The organism is Streptomyces sp. enrichment culture, from assembly GCF_964273255.1.
GTDB lineage: Bacteria > Actinomycetota > Actinomycetes > Streptomycetales > Streptomycetaceae > Streptomyces.
On sequence record NZ_OZ186835.1, the window covers coordinates 330,775 to 351,002 of the forward strand.

20 protein-coding genes are annotated in these 20,228 nt (G+C 75.2%); 11 read left to right on the plus strand and 9 right to left on the minus strand.

Annotated features, from left to right (window positions below):
- Positions 1-123: 123 nt before the first annotated feature.
- The 3 genes from ACSU53_RS01485 to ACSU53_RS01495 form a co-directional block, all read right to left on the minus strand.
- Positions 124-1,764, minus strand: coding sequence for an RICIN domain-containing protein (locus ACSU53_RS01485; protein WP_437024388.1), 1,641 nt, complete (start codon positions 1,762-1,764; stop codon positions 124-126).
- 726 nt (positions 1,765-2,490) lie between these two features.
- Complete coding sequence (locus ACSU53_RS01490; protein ID WP_403639364.1) at positions 2,491-2,868, minus strand: toxin Doc; 378 nt, start codon at positions 2,866-2,868, stop codon at positions 2,491-2,493.
- 3 nt (positions 2,869-2,871) lie between these two features.
- Complete coding sequence (locus ACSU53_RS01495) at positions 2,872-3,117, minus strand: hypothetical protein (RefSeq protein WP_437024389.1); 246 nt, start codon at positions 3,115-3,117, stop codon at positions 2,872-2,874.
- 308 nt (positions 3,118-3,425) lie between these two features.
- Between ACSU53_RS01495 and ACSU53_RS01500 the strand changes: the two genes are divergently transcribed.
- On the plus strand, positions 3,426-5,816 hold the full coding sequence (locus tag ACSU53_RS01500) for a SpoIIE family protein phosphatase (protein WP_437024390.1): 2,391 nt from the start codon (positions 3,426-3,428) through the stop codon (positions 5,814-5,816).
- Positions 5,817-5,966: 150 nt separating this feature from the next.
- On the opposite strand, the gene ACSU53_RS01505 is transcribed toward ACSU53_RS01500, so the two are convergent.
- Together ACSU53_RS01505 and ACSU53_RS01510 are read right to left on the minus strand one after the other, a co-directional pair.
- Positions 5,967-7,922, minus strand: a complete 1,956-nt coding sequence (locus tag ACSU53_RS01505; RefSeq protein ID WP_437024391.1) for a ricin-type beta-trefoil lectin domain protein — start codon at positions 7,920-7,922, stop codon at positions 5,967-5,969.
- Positions 7,923-8,257: 335 nt separating this feature from the next.
- Entirely contained in the window at positions 8,258-8,818 is a 561-nt protein-coding gene (locus ACSU53_RS01510) for a flavoprotein (RefSeq protein ID WP_437024392.1), read from the minus strand.
- Positions 8,819-9,060: 242 nt separating this feature from the next.
- Between ACSU53_RS01510 and ACSU53_RS01515 the strand changes: the two genes are divergently transcribed.
- Complete coding sequence (locus tag ACSU53_RS01515; protein WP_437024393.1) at positions 9,061-9,699, plus strand: LysE family transporter; 639 nt, start codon at positions 9,061-9,063, stop codon at positions 9,697-9,699.
- A gap of 155 nt (positions 9,700-9,854) precedes the next feature.
- Complete coding sequence (locus ACSU53_RS01520) at positions 9,855-10,304, plus strand: nitroreductase family deazaflavin-dependent oxidoreductase (RefSeq protein WP_437024394.1); 450 nt, start codon at positions 9,855-9,857, stop codon at positions 10,302-10,304.
- Between the two features lie 147 nt (positions 10,305-10,451).
- Here the strand turns inward: ACSU53_RS01520 and ACSU53_RS01525 are convergent, their stop codons facing one another.
- Positions 10,452-11,417: a cation diffusion facilitator family transporter gene (locus ACSU53_RS01525; protein ID WP_437024395.1), complete on the minus strand. Its 966-nt coding sequence runs from the start codon at positions 11,415-11,417 to the stop codon at positions 10,452-10,454.
- A gap of 111 nt (positions 11,418-11,528) precedes the next feature.
- Here ACSU53_RS01525 and ACSU53_RS01530 point away from each other — a divergent pair, with 111 nt between their 5' ends.
- Complete coding sequence (locus ACSU53_RS01530) at positions 11,529-12,554, plus strand: glutathione S-transferase family protein (RefSeq protein ID WP_437024396.1); 1,026 nt, start codon at positions 11,529-11,531, stop codon at positions 12,552-12,554.
- Between the two features lie 160 nt (positions 12,555-12,714).
- Positions 12,715-12,987, plus strand: a complete 273-nt coding sequence (locus ACSU53_RS01535) for a DUF4235 domain-containing protein (protein WP_437032971.1) — start codon at positions 12,715-12,717, stop codon at positions 12,985-12,987.
- Between the two features lie 122 nt (positions 12,988-13,109).
- On the opposite strand, the gene ACSU53_RS01540 is transcribed toward ACSU53_RS01535, so the two are convergent.
- Complete coding sequence (locus ACSU53_RS01540) at positions 13,110-13,502, minus strand: VOC family protein (protein ID WP_437024397.1); 393 nt, start codon at positions 13,500-13,502, stop codon at positions 13,110-13,112.
- Between the two features lie 242 nt (positions 13,503-13,744).
- Between ACSU53_RS01540 and ACSU53_RS01545 the strand changes: the two genes are divergently transcribed.
- The 3 genes from ACSU53_RS01545 (at position 13,745) to ACSU53_RS01555 (ending at position 15,764) form a co-directional block, all read left to right on the plus strand.
- Positions 13,745-14,125 carry an anti-sigma factor antagonist gene (locus tag ACSU53_RS01545; RefSeq protein WP_437024398.1) on the plus strand — a complete coding sequence of 127 codons (381 nt, stop codon included), beginning with the start codon at positions 13,745-13,747 and terminating at the stop codon, positions 14,123-14,125.
- 299 nt (positions 14,126-14,424) lie between these two features.
- The gene (locus ACSU53_RS01550) at positions 14,425-15,087 is read left to right on the plus strand and encodes a DUF4230 domain-containing protein (RefSeq protein ID WP_437024399.1); all 663 of its coding nucleotides are present in this window, start codon (positions 14,425-14,427) and stop codon (positions 15,085-15,087) included.
- A gap of 113 nt (positions 15,088-15,200) precedes the next feature.
- On the plus strand, positions 15,201-15,764 hold the full coding sequence (locus ACSU53_RS01555; protein ID WP_437024400.1) for a VanZ family protein: 564 nt from the start codon (positions 15,201-15,203) through the stop codon (positions 15,762-15,764).
- Positions 15,765-15,794: 30 nt separating this feature from the next.
- On the opposite strand, the gene ACSU53_RS01560 is transcribed toward ACSU53_RS01555, so the two are convergent.
- The gene (locus ACSU53_RS01560) at positions 15,795-16,037 is read right to left on the minus strand and encodes a hypothetical protein (protein ID WP_437024401.1); all 243 of its coding nucleotides are present in this window, start codon (positions 16,035-16,037) and stop codon (positions 15,795-15,797) included.
- 106 nt (positions 16,038-16,143) lie between these two features.
- Positions 16,144-16,953, minus strand: a complete 810-nt coding sequence (locus tag ACSU53_RS01565; RefSeq protein WP_437024402.1) for an SDR family oxidoreductase — start codon at positions 16,951-16,953, stop codon at positions 16,144-16,146.
- 137 nt (positions 16,954-17,090) lie between these two features.
- Between ACSU53_RS01565 and ACSU53_RS01570 the strand changes: the two genes are divergently transcribed.
- Genes ACSU53_RS01570 through ACSU53_RS01580 form a run of 3 tightly spaced genes read left to right on the plus strand, consistent with a single transcriptional unit; the run spans position 17,091 to position 20,099 of the window.
- On the plus strand, positions 17,091-18,134 hold the full coding sequence (locus ACSU53_RS01570; RefSeq protein ID WP_437024403.1) for a PHP domain-containing protein: 1,044 nt from the start codon (positions 17,091-17,093) through the stop codon (positions 18,132-18,134).
- A 41-nt stretch (positions 18,135-18,175) separates the two neighbouring features.
- Positions 18,176-18,832 carry an HAD family hydrolase gene (locus ACSU53_RS01575; protein ID WP_437024404.1) on the plus strand — a complete coding sequence of 219 codons (657 nt, stop codon included), beginning with the start codon at positions 18,176-18,178 and terminating at the stop codon, positions 18,830-18,832.
- A gap of 31 nt (positions 18,833-18,863) precedes the next feature.
- Complete coding sequence (locus ACSU53_RS01580; protein ID WP_437024405.1) at positions 18,864-20,099, plus strand: FUSC family protein; 1,236 nt, start codon at positions 18,864-18,866, stop codon at positions 20,097-20,099.
- Positions 20,100-20,228: the final 129 nt, after the last annotated feature.

Here is a 20,228-nt window from a genome sequence, read left to right on the forward strand (position 1 = left end):
GAGCGGCCGGACGGCAGCCGGGGCGGCCGGTGGTCCGGCCGGGACGGGACCGGGCCCCCGGACGGCCGGTCCGGCCGGGGCAGGACCTGCCTCCCGGCCACGGCCGCGTCCCGGCCGGTCAGGTCATGCCACGGACCCGCTCAGCCGGGCGTGCCGCGCCGCCGGTGAACCGGTCGCGCCGCTCGACAGCAGGTCCTCGTCCTCCTGCACCGGCTCGGCCACCCAGCGCTGGTCGGCGGTCCGCCCGCGCACCTTGACGACGAGGTCGGCGGTCGCGTCAGGGGTGGCGGGGGTGAGGGCGAGCTGCGCGTCCCAGCGCGGCAGCAACTCACCCTGGGGGGTGAGGTCGTAGCGCACGTCGTCGCCGCGGTCGTCGTCCTGGTCGGCGCAGGTGCCGAGGACGACGACGCCGGCGTCCTTGTGGGAGTCCAGGCACAGACCGGGATCGGCGACACTGCGCAGCAGCCCGTCGTCCTCGTAGGTCCAGCGCTGGGTCCACGCCGTGGAGCAGGCGGCCAACCGGGTCCCGGCACCGTCCTGGGGCTCGCCCAGGGTGTCGAGGCACAGGTCGGCGGCGACGTTGCGCAGCCGGGTCGGCTGCGGGCCGGTGGGTAGCCCGGCGACGCCGGGCGGGGAGGCGGTCGGCACGGTCCCCCGGCCGCCCTGCGCGCTCGTGGAGCCCGTCGGGTCGGTGGCGCCGCCGTCGGTGGAGGAGGAGCCCGCGATGAGCACGCTCACCAGGACACCGGCGGAGACGGCGCCCAGACCGGTGAGGAGCGTCCGGGTGGAGCGCACGGCCTCGGTCCGTCCGAAGCCGGTGAGCCGCTCGGCGGCGGGCATCCGGGAGAGCAGGCGGTGCCGGCGGTCGGCGGAGTGGCCCCCGCCCCGGCGTCCCCGGCGTCCGGAGCGCGGGCCCCGGGCGCCGGAGGGGGAACGGCCCGGGCGCGAGTCGAGGTACCGGCGGGCCCCCCAGCCGAGGACCGCCTCGGCGATCAGGGTGCCCAGTTCGCCCTCGAAGTGCCCCAGCTGTTCGGCCGCGTGCCGGCAGTGACGGCACTCCGCCAGGTGCCGGCGGACATCGGGGAGCAGCGTTCCGCCCCGGCGGATCGGGACGTCCAGCAGCCGGTTGTGGAATCGGCATTCCTGCGTCGGTGCCGTTTCCTGATGCGCGAGGACACAATTCTTTCGGAAAGTGTCTCGTGCTTGTTCGAGTGCGGCCGATGCGATGTCGGCATCCATACCGAGCAGGCCCGCGGGTACGGATACGGGTTCGGCCTCGACCTCGACGTGCCAGAGCAGACAGCGCGCACGCGCGGGCAGGGCGCGGAATGCCCTGAGCGCCAGTGTGCGGTTGTCCGGCGTCATGGTTTTCGCCATCCGCATGCCGCGTCCGCCGGCGGGTTTCTTCAGCGGCGGCAGGGCGCCGGATATGCGGTCGTCGGACGCCCACTCGCGGACCGTGTCCCGCACGGCCACGAGCAGCACCGGCCGCAGGGCGACGGCGGACTCCCCGAGGGCGAGCCGGTCCAGGACCTGGTGCAGGGCGGCGGCGGTCGCCATGCCGGCGGTCTGCCCCGACGAGGCCAGGCACACGGCCGCGTAGTCGTGCATGGACCGCCAGTGACGCGCGGTCAGCAGCGCGACGGCACGGGCGGCCTCGCCCTCCGAACGGTCCCTCAGCCGGGCGGCGAGGAACTCGTCGGATTCCCCCGGATCCCCGCCGGGCGGGGGATACGGAGGTCGGGGCGGGTGGGGGGTGGGCACTGAGACGGTTCCTTCCCACGCGTGGGTGACACAGAGATCCCGGCGCCGTAAAGGAAAGCCCGAGTGGTCCATACCTCTTTGGCGCGGGGCGCGGGGAGTGCGACGTCACCGACGGCGAATCGGACCCGGTTCAAGAACGTCCATGTTCCTGCGCCCCCGGCCATTACCCCCCGCACGGGTGGCTCACTCTCGCACAACCCGCGCGCCGTCAACAAGGCGCTTGAGGAAGATCTGCGCGTTGACAGAAAGTCAGAAGGACAAACGGTAAGAGGTGGTGCGCACCGCCATTCGGCACGGTGTTCTTTTCTGGTTCTGCGCGCCCGGAAAAGGGCGCGCCGGCCGTCGCCGCGTCCCGCATCCGTCCTCGCGTGGACGGGCCGGGCAGGGGTGAACCCGGACCCGGGGTCGGGGCGTCGGGGCGGGCCCAGGACCGGGGCAGGCCCGGGGTCGGGGGCGGGCCCAGGACCGGGGCGGGCGCGGGCCGAGGGCCGGACGTGGGCCGGGCGCGGCCGGGGGTGCCCCGTACGTCTCCGGCCGTGGCGGGTCCCCGCGTGCCGGCCGGGTACACGACGGTCACGACCCTCCGGAGACCGGGCCCCTCGGCGGCCCCCGCGCACATGACGCCCACCGGGACCACCTGCCGCCCGGGCCCCCGGCGGGCGGTCCCGGTGCACCGGGCGGGGCGGGCACCGCTCCCCCGGCCGGCCGTCGGGCCGTCCGGGCCGGTCAGATCTGCCAGGAGCGCAGCCGGTCGGCCGCGCCGTACACGTCGGCCGCGCCGGTCATCAGGTCGCGGGCCAGGTCGACCAGCGCCCCGTAGGGCGGGTCGATGCCCACGCCGCTGACGAACATGTAGGCCACGGCGGTGGCGCAGGCGAAGCGCGCGTTGGCCGACGGCAGCGGCCGGAGCACCGTGAGCGTGTGCAGCAGCGCGGCGGCCCGCCAGGCCGGGTCGGAGTCGACGCCCAGGCGGGGCGGGTCGACCCGGTGCCGGGCCACGGCGGCGACCAGGGCGGAGAAGTCGTTGATGACGGGCTGGTCCGGGAGGACCTCCTCGTGCCGCTGGAGCAGCCACGGCACGTCGATGTGCAGCACGGGTGCCATCGGTCAGGCGGCCCGTCCCTCGCCCTTGGTGCGTGGTTCGTCGTCCGGGAAGGCGGCGGCGAACTCCTCGGCGTGCGACGCGAAGAACCGGCGGAAGGCCTCCGCACCTTCCTGCAGCGCCCGGTGGCGGGCTATGTCGGCCGCGGCGGCCTCCCGCACCAGCGCCTTCATCGACGTACCGCGCTCCTTGGCGATCTGCCGGAGGTCCTCGAGTTCGCGGTCGCTGAACTCCACGTTGAGAGCAGGCATGCCCTCACGGTACCGCTCGGGTACTTACTCGTAAATACGCGCAGGTGGGAGCGGGTGCGACGGGGTACCTGCAGCGGGCAACGGAGGGCTGGGCACGGGCCCGGAGCGTCCCTGCGCGGGCCTGCGGCGCGGGGCGCGGACGGCAGGCCCGGCGGCGTGCGGCGCCCGGAGCGCTCCCGCTCCCGCGGGCCCCCGGCCTGCCCGGCCCCCCGTGTGCGGCGGGATCGGCCCTCCAGGCTCTAGGCTGGACCCCAGGCGAGGCACCAGCTCACGGTGAGCGTGCGCGATTGCGCGATGGAGTGGCGACGATGAAGCCGGACGACCCGTTCGACGATTCCGTGACGGCCCGGGCCGTCATCGCCGCCGACGGGACGCTCACGCAGTGGAACGAAGGGGCCCGGGTCCTCCTGGGACACACGGCCGAGGAGGTCGTCGGCCGCCCCGTCGCCGCCCTCCTGGCCGACGGGGCCCGCATGCCCCGGCCCGCCGACGAGGCCCGCTGGGACGGCACGGTGACCCTGCGGCACCGGGACGGCGGCACCGTGACCGTCTGGGTGCTCGCCCACCGGAGGTTCCCGGAGGAAGGCGGCGCCGACGACTGGCTCGCCGTCACCCCGCTGGACACCGGCGACCGGGAGCTGCCCGACGACCCGCTGGTCCGGGCGGCGGTCTTCCAGTCCCCGTGCGCCACCATGGTCTTCGACCGGTCCCTGCGCCTGCGGGGCGTCAACGACGCCATGGCGGACCTCCTCGGGCTGCCCGCCGACCACCTGCGCGGGCTGCGGCCCACCGAGGTGGGCGGCCGCACCCAGCACGCCGAGCTGGAGCAGCACCTCACCACGGTGCTGCGGACCGGCCGCGGGCACGACATGCAGACGTACATGAAGGCCACCGGGGAGCGCCGCGCGCACGCCTGGCTGGCCCGGCTCGCGCCGCTCACCGACGACTCGGGCCGGGTGCGGGGCGTCTGCGTGACGGCCCACGACTTCACCGAGCAGTACCAGTCACGGGAACGGCTGATGCTGGTCAACGAGGCCAGCATGCGCATCGGCACCACCCTGGACGTGACCCGTACGGCGCAGGAGCTGGCCGAGGTCTGCGTGCCCGCCCTGGCCGACTTCGTCAGCGTCGACCTGCTGGATCCCCCGGAGCCGGGCGAGGACCCGTCCGGTCCGCTCACCGCCCCGGTGTCGCTGCGCCGGGTCGCGCACCACTCCCGCACGCCGGGCAGCCCCGAGTCGGTGGCCGACACCGGCCAGGTGGTCGTCTACCCGTCGGCCGCGCCGCAGGCCGACTCGCTGATCGCCGGCCACAGCATCGTGGCGTCGGTGGATTCCGGCGACCTGGACCCGTGGCTGGCGGTGGACCGGGCCCGGGCGAGCCAGGTCCGGCAGCACGGCGTCCACTCGATGATGTCGGTGCCCCTGCAGGCCCGCGGCACCACGCTCGGCGTCGCCGCGTTCACCCGGTTCCGGCACCCGGACCCCTTCACCCACGACGACGTGCTGCTGGCCGAGGAGGTCACCGCGCGCGCGGCCGTCTGCATCGACAACGCCCGCCGCTACTCCCGCGAGCGGGAGACCACCCTGACCCTGCAGCGCAGCCTGCTCCCCCGTCACCTGCCGCACACGGCCGCGCTGGACGCGGCCAGCCGCTACCTGCCGGCCGCGCGGTCCGGGGTGGGGGGCGACTGGTTCGACGTGATCCCGCTGTCCGGGATGCGCGTCGCCATGGTCGTCGGGGACGTCGTCGGCCACGGCATCCAGGCGTCGGCGACCATGGGCCGGCTGCGCACCGCCGTGCGCACCCTCGCCGACATCGACCTCGCTCCCGAGGAACTGCTCACCCACCTCGACGACCTGGTCCTGCACCTGTCCCAGGAGTCCGGCACCGACGGTACCCCCGGCGAGGTCGGCGCGACCTGCCTGTACGCGGTGTACGACCCGGTGTCCCGGCGCTGCACGCTGGCCCGGGCCGGGCACCCGCCGCCCGTGCTGATCTGCCCCGACGGCGGGCCGCCGCGGGAGATCGACCTGCCGCACGGCCCGCCGCTGGGCCTGGGCGGGCTGCCCTTCGAGTCCGCCGAACTGGAGCTGGCCGAGGGCAGCGTGCTGGGCTTCTACACCGACGGGCTGGTGGAGACGCGGGGCCGGGACTCCGACACGGGGCGCGCCCTGCTCCGCGAGGCGCTGTCGCGGGCGGCCACCGGTTCGCTCGACGAGGCGTGCGACCGGGTCCTGCACACCCTGCTGACCCCGGGCGGCACCGCCGACGACGTGGCCCTGCTGCTGGCCCGTACCCGGGGGCTGCCGTCGGCGCAGGTGGCGACCTGGGACATCCCCGCCGACCCGGCGCTCGTCGCCCCGATCCGCAAGCAGGTCCTGGAGCAGCTGGCCGCCTGGTCGCTGACGGAGGCGTCGTTCACCGCCGAACTGGTGGTGAGCGAGCTGGTCACCAACGCCATCCGGTACGGCGCCCCGCCCATCCGGCTGCGGCTCATCCATGACGCGAACACGTTGATCTGCGAGGTGTCCGACACCAGTCACACCGCGCCGCACCTGCGCCGGGCCAAGACGTGGGACGAGGGCGGCCGGGGGCTGCTCCTGGTCGCCCAGCTCACCCAGCGCTGGGGCAGCCGGCACACCGCCGACGGCAAGACCATCTGGGCCGAGCTGGCGGTGCTGGGCGACACCGCCTGAGGGCACCGGGACACCGGCCGGGCTCCTCGGGGCAGGCCGGCCGTACCGCCGTTCACCGCGCCCGTGCCCCGTCGCGCCCGGCGCGCCCTCGCCCGGGCTCCGGGTGTGCCGGCCGAGCCGCCGCTGCGGTGAGGACGGCCGGCCGGGAGGCTATCGGCAACGGCCGTCGTACCGGTGGCCGTCGCGGTCGTGGTGGCCGCGGCCGCCGTCCCCGTAGCCGTGGCCGCCGGCCTCCGCACGGCCGTCCTCCGCGCACGCGCGGCCGTCGGCGCAGCCCGTGCCGGACGGTGCCGGCCGCGGCGCGGTGGTGCTCGGAGCCGGTGCCGCAGGGGCCGGCGCGGCGGCCGGGGGGACGGGGCTCCCGGCGGGGGACGCGGAGGGGCCGGTGACCTCGCTGTCCCAGGTGACGGCCTTCATCCGGAGGTCGGGCGCGGCGTCGTCCAGGGTCCAGCGCTGCGGGTCGTCGTCGGTACGGTTCTTCAGGACGAGGGCGCCCGAGCCGTCGGTGGCGGCGGGGGCGAGGGCGAGGCGCTGGTCGGAGCGCGGGATGAGGGCGCCCCGCACGGTGAAGTCGTACCGCATGGACCCGGCCCGGCCCCCCGTCGCGTCGGCGCAGGCAGCGAGCCGGACGGCGTAGCCGAGGCGCGAGTCCAGGCACAGATCGGGCCGGGTGACGTTGCGCAGCAGCCCGTCCCGCTCGTACGTCCACTGCTGCACGGCCGCCGAGGAACAGGCGGTCAGCTCGGTTTCGGCGTCCTCGGCGGCCCGGTCGCCGACGACCGCGACGCACAGGTCCGAGGCGCTGTTGTGCAGCCGCCCGCGCAACGCTCCCTCGACGGCCCCTCCCTCGGCGCCGGCCCGGGACGTCCCGCCCCCGTCGCCGTCCCGGCCGTCCTCCGCCGGCGCCGAGGGGCGGGCGGCGGCGTCCCGCCCGGTTGTGTCCTCGTCCGATCCGGCCGCGGACCACAGCACCAGCGGGAGGACGACCACGGCTGTGACGGTGAGGGCGCCGGCGGCGAGGTGGCGGCGCCGTGTGGCCCGGCGGGCGGCCTTCCGTGCGGCACGGGAGCCGGCTCCCGCCGGGGCGCCGCCGGGACGCGGGCCGGTGCGGCGTCGCGCGCGGGGAGCCGGGGAGGAGGGGGCGCCGTCGACGGGCCCTTCGCCGGGGAGGCCGGCGGGCGGCGGGGGCGTGCCGGTGTCCGGCCGGCTGGGCAGGCCGAGGAGGGCGGCTTCGGCCGCCCGCCCGGGCGCGGGCACCCGGGCGGTGCCCGGCCCGGCGGCTCGTGCCCGGCTCTCCGCGTAGGGCCGCGCGCCCCAGCCGAGGACCGCCTCGGCGAGGGCCGTGCCGAGCCCGTCGGGGAAGCGGCTCAGCTGGTCGGCCGTGTGCCGGCAGTGCGTGCAGCCGTCCAGGTGGGCGGCGAGGTCCGGATCGACGGCGGCGTGCGCGCGCCGGCAGGTGACGTCCAGCATCCGCTGGTAGTTGCGGCACTCGGTGCCGGGGGCGAGTTCGCGGTGGAGTTGCAGGCATTCCTCGCGCAGCCGGTCGCGGGCGCGGTCCCGTTCGACGCGGGCGCCCTCCGTGTCCAGGCCGAGCAGCAGGGCGGGCACGTCGAGCGGTTCGGACTCGGCCTCGGCGTGCCACAGCAGACAGCGGGCGGACTGCGGCAGCCGCTGGAACGCCCCGGACAGCAGGCGGCGTTCGGGCGGCGGCAGCAGGGCGGCCGGCCGGGTGCCGTCACGGGACGCGGCGGTGAGGTCGGGGTGCAGCGAGGCGCGCCGGTGGTCGCCCTCCCACTCGGCGGCGATCCGGCGCACGGTGACCAGCAGGTGCGGCCGCCAGGCGAAGGCGGGGCCGTGGTGCCGCAGGGTCTCGCCGAACAGCCGGGTGAACGCGGCGGTGGTGAGCATGCCCGCCGGGCCGGGGCCGTCCGTGCACAGCCGCGCGTAGGTGAAGGCGGCCTCCCAGTGCCGGTCGAGGAGTTCGCCGACCGGCTGGACCGCGGGCGTGCCGCCCGTCCATTTCCTGAGCTCGTCGCTCAGCTGCTCGTCCGTGGGGCCGGACGGACGGGACGGGGCCGGGGAATTCCACACGCCGGCTTCCTTCACGGCTGCATTCCTCTCGGGACGGGCGGGGCACGAGGTCCGTACCAATCGGCAGGGGCCTTTGCCGACAGCGCGGCGGAATTCATCCGCACGGAACTCAGGATGTCGAACATATGTCGAACATGCGCCCGACGGCACTCTTGTGGAGCGCGACTGACGCAGGGGACCGGCCTGACGCGCGCAGGGAAAGAGGATGGTCCGCGCGCCGACGGCACTCACCTTTGCACAGGCCCCCAGAGGTAACAAGGGATTCTGCCGCTTCGTGCTTTTCCCGTACCCGCGCCACCTTTTGACAGAAAGTCAATGCGTAATCCGGCACCGAATTGCCGCGGATGCGTTCATCCGGTCGCCGGACGCACCCCGGGAAAGGGCAGGAGATCCAGTGCCCGTTCCCACCGGAACTCCCGCGGTCCGCCCGCCGTCGCCCCGTCCGCGTACGGCTCGCCGAAGCGCACCCCCATGCCGGCCAGCCGGCCGAGGCTCTCCCGGTGGGCGGGGTGTGCGGCCAGCGCCTCCCCCACGCAGGGCAGCACGGCGACGGGCACACCGAGACCGACGGCCTCGCAGAGAGTGCCCAGGGCGAGGGTGTCGGCGATGCCGGCCGCCCACTTGTTGAGCGTGTTGAAGGTGGCGGGCGCGACCACGACCGCGTCCGGGTCCGGGAAGGGCCGCGGCTCACCGGGGCTGCGCCACGCGGACCGGATGGGACGGCCGGTCCGTTCCCGGACGGCGTCCGTGTCGAAGAAGCCGTTCATCGCGGCCGGCGTGGCGAACACCCCGACCTCCCACCCGCGCCGCTGGGCGGCGGTGATCAGTTCGTCCACGCCCGAGGCGACACCGGCCGCGCAGACGACGACGTAGAGGAAGGGGTCCGCACGCTTCTCGCCCTGATCGGTCACCCGGAAAGCCTACGGGCCGCCCCGGCACCGCCCGTCGGCGCCCGGGGGCACCGCCGCCCCCGGGGGGCCGCCGGCCCCCCGGGGCGCCGCGGCCCCGCGGAAAACCGATGGACGGCCCCGGGCGGCGGGCCCCAGGATCCTGCCATGACTGCGATCCGCCGCCCGCTCCCGCCCGTCGCCGACGTCCTCGCGACGCGCCGACAGCAGGGCGTCCGCAGCGGAGGGCCGGCCGCCGTCCGGTCATGACGGCCGCCCTGCTCGCGGGGCTGCTCGCCGGATACGGCATCGCCGTACCGGTCGGCGCCGTCGGGGCCCACCTCGTCTCCCTGTCCTCCCGCACTCCCCTGCGCACCGCCGTGTGCGCCGCCCTCGGCGTCGCCACCGCCGACGGTCTCTACGCCCTCGCCGCCACCGTCGGCGGCAGCGCCCTGGCGGACGCCCTCCGCCCGGTGACCGGACCGCTGCGCTGGATCTGCGTCCTGGTGCTGCTGACCCTGGCGGTCCGGGGTGCGGCCGACGGCCTGCGGCGGTACCGGGCCGAGGTCTCGCCCGGCCGTCTTCCGGCCACCTCCCCGGGCCCGGTCCGGGCGTACCTGGAGCTGCTCGGCATCACGCTGCTCAACCCGGCCACGGTGCTCTACTTCGCCGCCCTGGTGCTCGGCGCGCAGGAGGGCAGGGCGGCCGGTGTGCCGGAGCAGGGCGTGTTCGTGGCGGCGGCCCTTGCCGCGTCGGCGAGCTGGCAGGTCCTGCTCGCCGGGGGCGGCGCCCTGCTGGGCCGCGCGCTCACCGGCCGCCGGGGACGCCTGGTGACCGCGCTCGTGGCCAGCGGGGTGACGGTCGTCCTGGCCGTCCACACCGCGTCGGCACCGGGAGGGGCCTGACACGCCGACGGAGCGGCGGACGCACGCGGCGGACCGCGTCGGCACGACACTGTCGGACGAGGAATGACGGCACCGGACACCGGTGTTGCCGCAGGAGAACGTGCGGCGGCCCCCGCCGGATCCGCCGCAGACGACACGACGATGGGACCAAGGCCATGCCTCTCGAGGGCGAGTACGAACCCAGCCCGACTCAATGGGTGCGCGAACAGGTCGAGTTGTACGAGAGCTCGGGCGGGACGAAGGGCACGACGCTCCGCGACACGGGTCGGCCCGTGGTCGTGCTCACCACGCTGGGCGCCCGGAGCGGCAAGTTGCGCAAGACCCCGGTGATGCGGGTCGAGCACGAGGGCCGCTACGCGGCGGTCGCCTCCCTGGGCGGGGCTCCCCAGCACCCGGTCTGGTACCACAACATCAAGGCGCACCCCCTCGTCGAGCTCCAGGACGGCCCCGTCCGGCAGGACATGACGGCCCGTGAGGTCACCGGGGAGGAGAAGGCCGAGTGGTGGAAGCGCGCCGTCGAGGCGTTTCCGCCGTACGCCGAGTACCAGCAGAAGACGGACCGGGAGATCCCCGTCTTCGTGCTGGAGCCGGCCGACGCGGGCTGACGGCACGGTCCGGCCTCGCGGCCACCGGGGGCCGGGGCCGCCGGGATGCGCACCGCACCGGAGCCGGTCGCGGTGCCGTCCGGGCCGGCCCCGGGAGAAGGGCCGCCGCCCGGTGCATGAAGCGCCCGGTCACCGGGCACCCGAGCCTCAGGCCCCGCCGCGCTCCCCCGTCGCGGCGGGGCTCTCCCATGCCTCCCGCGCCTCCGGTGCGCCCCGGTCGGTCACGTCCAGGAAGATCTGCTCCGCCTCGGGGACCGCCGCGGCGACGGACCGCTTGATGCGGACGGCGACCTCCTCCACCCGCTCGCTGTCCATCCCGGGGACGAGGTCGACCCTGGCGGCGACGAGGACGCTGTCGAGGCCCGTCTGCATGGTCAGCAGCGCCTCGACGCTGTCGATCTCCGGCTGGGCCCGCAGCAGTTCCCGGATCCGCTCGCTCGCCTCCGGGTCGGCCGCCTCGCCGATGAGCCGGTCACGGGCCTCGCGTCCGAGCCGGTAGGCCACGTAGACCAGCAGCAGGCCGATGGCGAGCGAGGCGGCCGCCTCCCACACCACGTCCCCGGTGGTCATGTGCAGCGCCATGCCGGCGATGGCGAGGCAGACGCCCACCACGGCGGTGCCGTCCTCCGCGACGACCGTGCGCAGGGCCGGGTCGCGCATGCCCTGGCCCGTCCCGCCCTGGCGGCGCACCTGGTACAGCGCCCGCAGCAGCGAGCCGCCCTCGGCGAGCAGGGCCACGCCGAGGACGACCAGCCCGGCCACGTACCCCTCGCGGTCCTCCCCGCCGTCGCCGCCGAGGGCGCTGACGCCCTGGTAGAACGAGAAGCAGCCGCCCATCACGAAGATGCCGACGGCGGCGAGCAGCGACCAGAAGTACCGCTCCTTGCCGTAGCCGAACGGGTGGCGCCGGTCCGGCGGGCGGCTGCTGCGGCGCAGCGCCGCCAGGAGGAACACCTCGTTGAGGCTGTCGGCCACCGAGTGGGCGGCCTCCGACAGCAGCGCGGGGGACGCGGCGAGGACGCCGCCGACGGCCTTGGCCACCGCGATCACCAGATTGGCGGCGAGCGCCACCAGGACGGTGATCCGGGTTCTGCGATCCGATCGTGTAGTCACGCTGGGCGATTGCCCCGGTCGGCCCACGGCACACCGTGCCGACCGCGTAAAACGGGGAACGCGGTCAGGGGGACGTACAGTCCGGCATCCCGACGGGCGAGGAGGAGACACATGAGCCGTGACGACCGGGGCGACGGCAACAGCGCCTACGGCAGGAAGGCGTTCAAGCGGTCCAGGGCCCACTTCGCGGACCGGATCACCGCCGACGGCCGGGACGGGTACCCGGTGGAGGCCGGCCGCTACCGGCTCGTGGTCAGCCGTGCGTGCCCGTGGGCGAGCCGGGCCCTGGTGTCCCGGCGGCTGCTCGGACTGGAGGACGCGCTGTCGCTGGCCGTCACCGACCCGATCCAGGACGACCGCAGCTGGCGGTTCACCCTGGACCCGGACGGCCGGGACCCGGTGCTGGGGATCCGGTACCTGAGCGAGGCGTACGACCGGCGCGAGACGGACTACCCCGGCGGGGTGAGCGTGCCCGCGGTCGTGGACGTGCCCAGCGGCATGCTGGTCACCAACGACTACCAGCAGATCACCCTCGACCTGGCCACCGAGTGGACCGCGCTGCACCGCCCGGGGGCGCCCGACCTGTACCCGGCGGACCTCCGGGACGAGATCGACGAGGTCATGGACGGTGTCTTCCGCGACGTCAACAACGGCGTGTACCGGGCGGGCTTCGCCACCGGCCAGCAGGAGTACGAAGCCGCCCACGAGGACGTGTTCCGCCGTCTGGAGGAACTGGCCGGGCGGCTGGAGCGGCGGCGCTACCTGGTCGGGGACAGCATCACCGAGGCCGACATCCGGCTGTTCACCACGCTGGTGCGGTTCGACGCGGTGTACCACGGCCACTTCAAGTGCAACCGCTGGAAGCTCGCGGAGAACGAGGTGCTGTGGGCCTACGCCCGCGACCTGTTCCAGACGCCGGGTTTCGGGGACACCGTCGACTTCGACCACATCAAGCGGCACTACTACCAGGTGCACACCGGGATCAACCCGTCCGGCATCGTGCCCGCGGGTCCCGACCTCGCGGGCTGGCTGACGCCGCACCACCGGGAGGAGCTGGGCGGACGGCCGTTCGGCGACGGCACCCCGCCCGGGCCGGTGCGCGCGGACGAGGAGGTGCCCGCGCTGGGCCGCCCCTGACCCCGGGCCCGCGCCCGGCCCGACGACCACCGGAACCGGCCCGGACCGCCGGAACCCGTACCCGACCGGCGGACCGCCGGACCGGATCCCCCATCAGAGCGAACGCAAGCGACGGCAGGAGAGCGACGTGGCGAAGAAGAAGAGCAAGAAGAAGCTGCCCATGGCCTACAAGCCCATCGGTTTCGCCCTGGGCTGGACCAGCGGCACCGTGGCGGGGCTCGCGTTCCAGAAGACCTGGAAGCTGATCCGGCACGAGGACGACGCGCCGGACGCGCTGGACCGGGACCGCCGCTGGGGCGAGATCCTGCTGGCCGCGGCCATCCAAGGCGCCATCTTCGCGGTGGTCCGCAGCGCGGTGGACCGCGCGGGAGCCACCGCCATCGAACGCTCCACGGGCACGTGGCCGGCCCAGGGCAAGGGCGGGCGCGACTGACCGCGGGGCGCCGTACTGCCGCGTGTGGGGCGGCCGGAGAACGGCTCCGGCCGCCCCACACGACTGTGCCCTCCCGGCGGCGGACCGGGCCGGGGCCGGGCGGCGCGCGGGACGAGCGGGTTTCAGCCCTGCTTGGGGGCGGTCGGTGCCCCGTGGCGCAGGGTGAAGGAATGTCCGGCCGGGTCGGCGTAGCCCCGCTCCTGAAGCGGGCTCCCGGCGTCACCGGCCTCCATCGGCCGTCCGCCGAGGCTCACGATCCGGCGTTCCACGGCGTCGAGGTCCTCCACGACGAACTCCAGGTGCACCTGGAGCGAGTTCTCCGGGCGCGGCCAGCTCGGAGCGGTCGCGTTGACGTCGCGGCGCAGGGCCAGCCGGAAGCCGTCGGCGGCCCGCACCTCCACCCGGTTGGCGTTCGCGGCGACCTCCTCCGCCTCCAGCAACTCCTTGTAGAACTCCGCCAGTTTCTCGGGCTCGGCGCAGTCGAGCACCACCACGCCCGCGTTCACCAGTGCCATGTCTCCTCCGCGAGGGGTCCGGGGGCACGGGGCGCCCTGCCCCGGCCGGTACCGGAACACCTGTCCCGGGCGGGCGACTTCAGTCGGCGACGCGCGTACCGGTCGGTGAACTCGGTCGCAATTCGACGACATATGTCAGTCGAACATGCTCAGATTCGCTCGTTCGCGGTTAACTTGCAGCGTGGGAACCGGCGTTGAGGGCGGCTGCCGCTCCGACGGACCAGTCTGGAGGCGAGGGCGCAGTGCAGCAGGAACCGGCACGGCCGACCCGGCACTTACGTGTCCACCGGGACCGGGGGCACACGGTGCTGGAGTTCCGCGGCGAGATCGACATCGCCGCCGCCGCCGAGATCCTCCCGCGCCTCGACGCGGTGACGACGGTCCCGCACACCCGGGTCGTGATCGACCTGACCCTCGTGACGTTCTTCGACTGTTCCGGCCTGCGCCTGCTGTACCGGGCGCGGCGCCACGTGCTGGACGGCGGGGGCGAACTGCGGCTCGTGTGCGCCCACCCGCTGACCCTGCGCATGCTCCGCATCACCGGCCTGTCCCGCCTCCTGCCCCCGCGCCCGTCGCTGGACGCGGCCCTGGAACGGCCGGAGGCGACGTCCGGTCCGGTGTGAGTCCCGGCGGGACGCCCGGCCCGGCGTGACACCCGGCGGAACGCCCGGCCCGGCGTGACACCACCCGGCGGGACACGGTGCGGTGGGCCCTCTCCCGTCCGGCGCGACGCGCGGAGCACCCGCCCGCCACGCGCCCGGTGCCCGCTCCGGCGGACGTCCGGTCGGGAGGCCGGTTTCCGGCGGCCGGCCCCCGGCGCGTGCGCCCCCTCGTGCCCCCGGCGGGCCCACCGGGTCCCCAACGCGCTTGTCTGGCACGCCATTCGGGGGGCATGCGGAGGGGAGGAAGGAGGGCCGTCGCCATGACGACTCCGATCGGACGCCTCCACCGGCGGGTCCCGGCCTGGGCCAAGGTGACGACCGCGGTGGTGCTCATCCTGGCCGTGCTCTTCGCCGGTGTCCGGCTGAGCCTGCTGCCCGGGCTCAAGGACCTGTTCGGCACCGAGACCCGGGACCGTTCCGGGCCCGCCCTGCTGGAGTCGATCCAGGACATCAGCCGCTACGACGCGGCCTCCGGGAACTTCCAGGTCGTGGTGGACCTGGAGAAGGACGCCAAGTTCCTGCCCGACGCGGTGCGCGGCAGCCGCACGCTGTACGTGGGCGCGGGCACCGTGGACGCCTACGTCGACCTGGGCGCGCTGGGCCCGGACGACGTCCGGGTCGACGAGGAGCGGACCTCCGCGACGCTGCGGCTGCCGCACGCCCGCCTGGGCACGCCGGCGCTCGACCCGGAGCGCTCCTACGCCGTCTCCAAGCAGCGGGGCCTGCTGGACCGGCTCGGTGACCTCTTCTCGGACAACCCCAACAGCGAACAGGCGGTCCAGAAGCTGGCGGTGCGGCACATCGGCGCGGCGGCGAAGGAGAGCGGGCTGACCGCCCGCGCCGAGACGAACACCACCGACATGCTCGAAGGGCTGCTGCGCTCGCTGGGGTTCGAGACGGTCCGCGTGACGTACGGCGACTGACGCCCCGTCCGCCCACCCGGCCCCGTGTCCGGTTCCGCGCGGGCTCCGGCGTGGACACCGGATCGCGGGGTAACAGGGCTTACCCACAGGCTGGTTGACGACTGGAGGACCTCATGGCCCGTGTCGCTCCCCGGGTGCGCTCCAGGTCGCGCCGACGCCCCGCACCGGCCGGGCACGACACCGGCGGCAGCGGGAGCGGGAGCCGTCCGCTGCCGCTGCCGGTGCGGGTGGCGGTGATGCTGTGCGCGTTCGCCGTCATGGTCGCCTTCGCGGTGGTGCTGGCCCGGCTGACGCTCCAGCCCTCCCCCGCGTCGGAGGCGCTCATCCACACCAATCTGCGTCCGGGGGACTCCCTGCGCGCCTACCTGGACCAGCCCGCGCTGCGCGACGCGGTGCGCCAGGTCGGCGGCAACATCCTGCTGGGGGTGCCGTTCGGCGTCCTGGTACCGGTCCTGGCCCCGCGGTCCCGGACGTTCCTGCGGGTGCTGCTGCTGACGGCCGTGGTGATGCTGCTCGTGGAGTTCGCCCAGGGGGCCCTGGTCACCGGCCGCGCCTTCGACATCGACGACGTCATCCTCAACACCACGGGCGCCCTGCTCGGTCACCTGCTGCTGGGGCGGCGGCTCGGCCGCGCGGTGCACGCCCGGCGCGGGAAGCGCGCCCCGGCCGGGACGTGAGGGACGGCCCGCTGCCGCGGGCGTCCGCGGCTATCCGCCGCGCACCCGCCAGGTGAACTTGTCGCCGCCCACCCAGCGGATCACGTCCGGGTCGTCCAGGTCGTGGACCGTGATCCCGAAGGCGGCCGCCGCCTGGAGCACGTCGGTGACCGTTCTCGCCTCACCGACCACCTCTCCGTCGATCTCCACGATCCGGAACGGCGGGGTGCCGGGTTGCACCCCGAGCACCATGATCCGCGGGTGGGAGATGTACGGGCTCGCACTTTCCGTCATGCATCGAGGGTAGAGCGCAAAGCCCCGGAGCGCGGGTCCGCGGACTCCCCTGCCGCGCTGCCGGAGCTTCCCGCGGCCCGGTCCCGGGCCGCGGTCCGGGCCGTTCTCAGGGGCGCCGCCAGTCGTCCCCCGGCAGGTGCGAACCGGCCTGGGGTCCCATCCGGAGCATGCCGCCGTCCACGCTCCACGAGGCGCCGGTGACGTAGGAGGCGTCCGGTCCGGCGAGGAAGGCGACGACCGCGGCCACCTCGCGGGCGTCGCCCGGACGGCCCAGGGGGATGCCGGGCCGGCGCTCGGTGCGCGGGTCGGTGTCCTCCTGGCCGGTCATCGGCGTGGCGATCTCGCCGGGGGCCACGGCGTTCACGGTGATGCCGTGTTCGGCCAGTTCCAGTGCCATCACCTGGGTGAGCAGGCCGAGTCCGCCCTTGGCGGCGCAGTAGGGCGCGGCGCCCACCCGCGGCTGGTGCTCGTGGACGGAGGTGATGTTCACGATGCGCCCGCCGCCGCCCTGCCGGATCATGTGCCGCGCCGCCTTCTGCCCGCACAGGAACGGGCCGACCAGGTCGACGTCGAGGACGTGGCGCACGGTGTCGTGGTCCAGGTCGAGGAACGGCGTCATGGTGCCGGTGCCGGCGTTGTTGACCAGCACGTCGATCCTCCCCAGGCGGTCGGCGAGGTCGTCGACGGCCTGGGCCGCGGCGGGCAGCCGGCCGAGGTCCATCGGCGCCGTCTCGGCCCGCCGGCCGTGCGCCCGCACCTCCTCGGCCGTCTCCTCGGCGCCCTCCCGGTCGGTGTGCCAGGTGATGCCGACGTCCAGCCCCGCCTCGGCCAGCCGTACGGCGGTGGCACGGCCGATGCCGGAGTCGGCACCGGTGACGACGGCGGCCCGGCGGTGCGGGGCGGTGGGATCGGACACGGGGCCTCCTCGGCTGCCGGGGGACACGACGACGCCTCGCAGTACCCGGCCGGGCACCGGGCAAACCGCGCGTTCCGCCGTGCGGGTGCCGCCGCCCTGGGCAACCCTGGAGCCAGGAGGCGGCGCAGGAGGTGGCCATGGATCCCGTCGAGGCGCTGGAACGCATCGCGTTCCTGCTGGAGCGGTCCCTGGCACCGACGTACCGGGTGCGGGCCTTCCGCACCGCCGCCCGGGTGCTCACCGGGATCGGCCCGGCGGCGGTGCGGGAACGGGCCGCCGCCGGCAGCCTGGAGTCCCTGAAGGGGGTCGGCCCGAAGACCGCCCGGGTGGTCCGGGAGGCGCTGGACGGCCGGGTGCCCGACTACCTGCGCACGTTGGAGGAGGAGGCGGCCGGGCCCTCCCCCGACGGGGAACGGGGCCGGGACCTGCGGGCCTTGATGCGCGGCGACTGCCACCTGCACTCCGACTGGTCCGACGGCGGCAGCCCGATCGAGGAGATGGGCCGCACCGCCGCGGAACTCGGCCACGCGTGGGCGGCCCTCACCGACCACTCGCCGCGGCTGACGGTGGCCCGCGGGCTGTCGCCGGAGCGGCTGCGGGAGCAACTGGAGGTGGTGGCCCGCCTGAACCGGACCTGGGCGCCGTTCCGGCTGCTCACCGGCATCGAGTGCGACATCCTCGAGGACGGCTCGCTCGACCAGGAGCCCGGGCTGCTGGAGCGGCTCGACGTGGTCGTGGTGTCGGTGCACTCAAAACTGCGGATGGACGCGCGGTCGATGACGCGCCGGATGGTGGCCGCCGTCCGCAACCCGCACGCGGACGTCCTCGGGCACTGCACCGGGCGGCTGCTGAGCGGACGCGGCCGGCCGGAGTCCGAGTTCGACGCGGACGAGGTGTTCGCCGCCTGCGCCGAGACCGGCACCGCCGTGGAGATCAACAGCCGGCCGGAACGGCTCGACCCGCCGCGCCGGCTGCTGCGCCGGGCGGTGGCGGCCGGCGTGCTGTTCTCGGTCGACACCGACGCCCACGCGCCCGGTCAGCTGGACTGGCAGATCCTCGGCTGCGCCCGCGCGGAGGAGTGCGGGGTGCCCCCCGAACGGGTGGTGACCACCTGGCCCGTGGAGGACCTGCTGGCATGGACCCGGGAGCGGAAGGTGCCGTCCGGAGTGACGGACGCCTGAGGTGGTACCCGGTCAGGCCGCCGAGAAGAAAGGACCCGCGTATGGAACGGGCCGCCGTGTTCGACGTCGACGGCACCCTGGTGGACACCAACCACCTGCACGTCACCGCCTGGTGGGAGGCGTTCCGGCAGGCCGGGCACCAGGTGCCCATGCACCGCCTGCACCGGGCCGTCGGCCTGCCCTCGGGCGACCTGGTGGCGCACGTGCTGGGCGAGGACCGGGACCCGGAGCGGGACGGTGAGCTGAGTGCCGCGCACAAGGCGCTGTACGGGCAGTTCTTCGACCGGCTGCCCGCCCTGCCGGAGGCCGGGCCGCTGCTGAAGAGGCTGCACGCGGAGGGCTGGCGGGTGGTGCTCGCCACCTCGGCGGGCGGCGCGGAACTCGGTGCCCTGCGCCGGGCGATCGACGCCGACGAGGCGATCACCGCCACGGCGAGCGCCGACGACGTCGAGGAGGGCAAGCCCGCGCCGGAACCCGTCGAGCACGCCCTGGAACTGGCCGGGGTGCCCGCCGAGCGGGCCGTGTTCGTCGGCGACACCGTCTGGGACATGCGGGCGGCGAGCCGGGCCGGGGTGCGGAGCGTCGCGGTGCTGTGCGGCGGGATCCCGCGCGCCGACCTCGAAGAGGCGGGTGCCGACGCGGTGTACGACGACCCGGCCCACCTCCTGGCGTCGCTGCCCGGCAGCCTCCTGGCGTGACCGCCCTCCGGCGGGGGAAACCGGGACGCCGATGACGCGTACGAGACGGACGGGGGTGGCGGTGGACGGCGCCGCGGGACCGGGACGGCTGCAGCGGACGGCTGACTCCGTGCGGCGGGAGGCGCAGGCGGTGGGCCGGGCGGCCCGGGCCGCCTGGCGCGGGCCGGGCCGGGAACGGGACCTGGTCGTCCAGTCGCTGAAGGCCGCCGGGGCGGCCCTGCTGGCGTGGCTGGTGGCACGGGAATGGCTCGAGGACCCCATGGCGCTGATGGCGCCGTGGGTGGCGCTGGTGCTGGTGCAGGCGACGGTGTACAGCTCGCTGGTCCAGGCGGGCCGGCAGTTCGCCGCGATCTGCGTGGGCGCCCTGGTGGCCTCGGGGGCGCAGGCGATCACCGGCGACACGACGGGCGCGCTCGCGCTGTCGATCCCCGTGCTGGTGCTGCTGTCGAACTGGCCGCGCTTCGGCGACCAGGGCATCTACGCGGCCACCACGGCGGTGTTCACCATCGCGACGGGCACCGTGAGCGCCGTCGCCGTGGGACACCGGCTGGGGCAGGCGGCGCTCGGCGCGGCGATCGGCGTCGCGGTCAACGCGCTGGTGTTCCCGCCCGTGCACCTGCGCGACGTGCGGGAGAACCTGGCCGGGCTCGCCCGGGAGACCGGTGACCTGCTGCACACCGTCGCCGCCGACCTGCGGGACGGCGAGTGGGACAGCCAGACGGCCGCCGACTGGCTGGCCGCCACCGCGCGGCTGCAGCACCGGCTGGACGCGCTGGAATCGGCGCGCGGGTGGAGCAGGGAGAGCCTGCGGCTCACGTCGGGGCTGCTGCGCACCCTGTACCGGGCCCCGACCGTGGCGCTCCCCTCCGAGCAGGAGGACGAACGGCTCGGCCGCGTCACCGGGCACGTCACGGCGCTGACCCGGACGCTGTCCGTGGCCACCGACGAGAACCGGACGCCCGCCGCGCCGGACCATCCGGTCCTCAGCCGGTACGGGGAACTGCTGGAGTTGATCGGGGACACCTGCCGCGCGGAGGCCGACCGGCTGGAGCGGGCCGGCGCGGCCGCGGAGTCGGAACCGGACGAGCGGGCCTCGGCCCGGATGCGGGAGCTGCACGAGCGGTTGCAGGACGCGCTCCGGGAGGACGCCGCCCGGCAGGGCCCGGCGCGGACGGCGGTCCTCGGGACCCTGGTGCTGCAGGCCGAGAACCTGTGGGCGGAGCTCCTTCCGGAACCGCGGACCGATGACACCGGACGGGCGGAGTGAGAGAGTGATACACATCACCGCAAAGGCGGACATCCTCCGGAACATCCACTGATGGTTCACCGTTGAACCGGACGTGGGTGCGGAGGGGACAGTGTCCCCGGGCCTCACCATTCGCCCACAGGGACGATC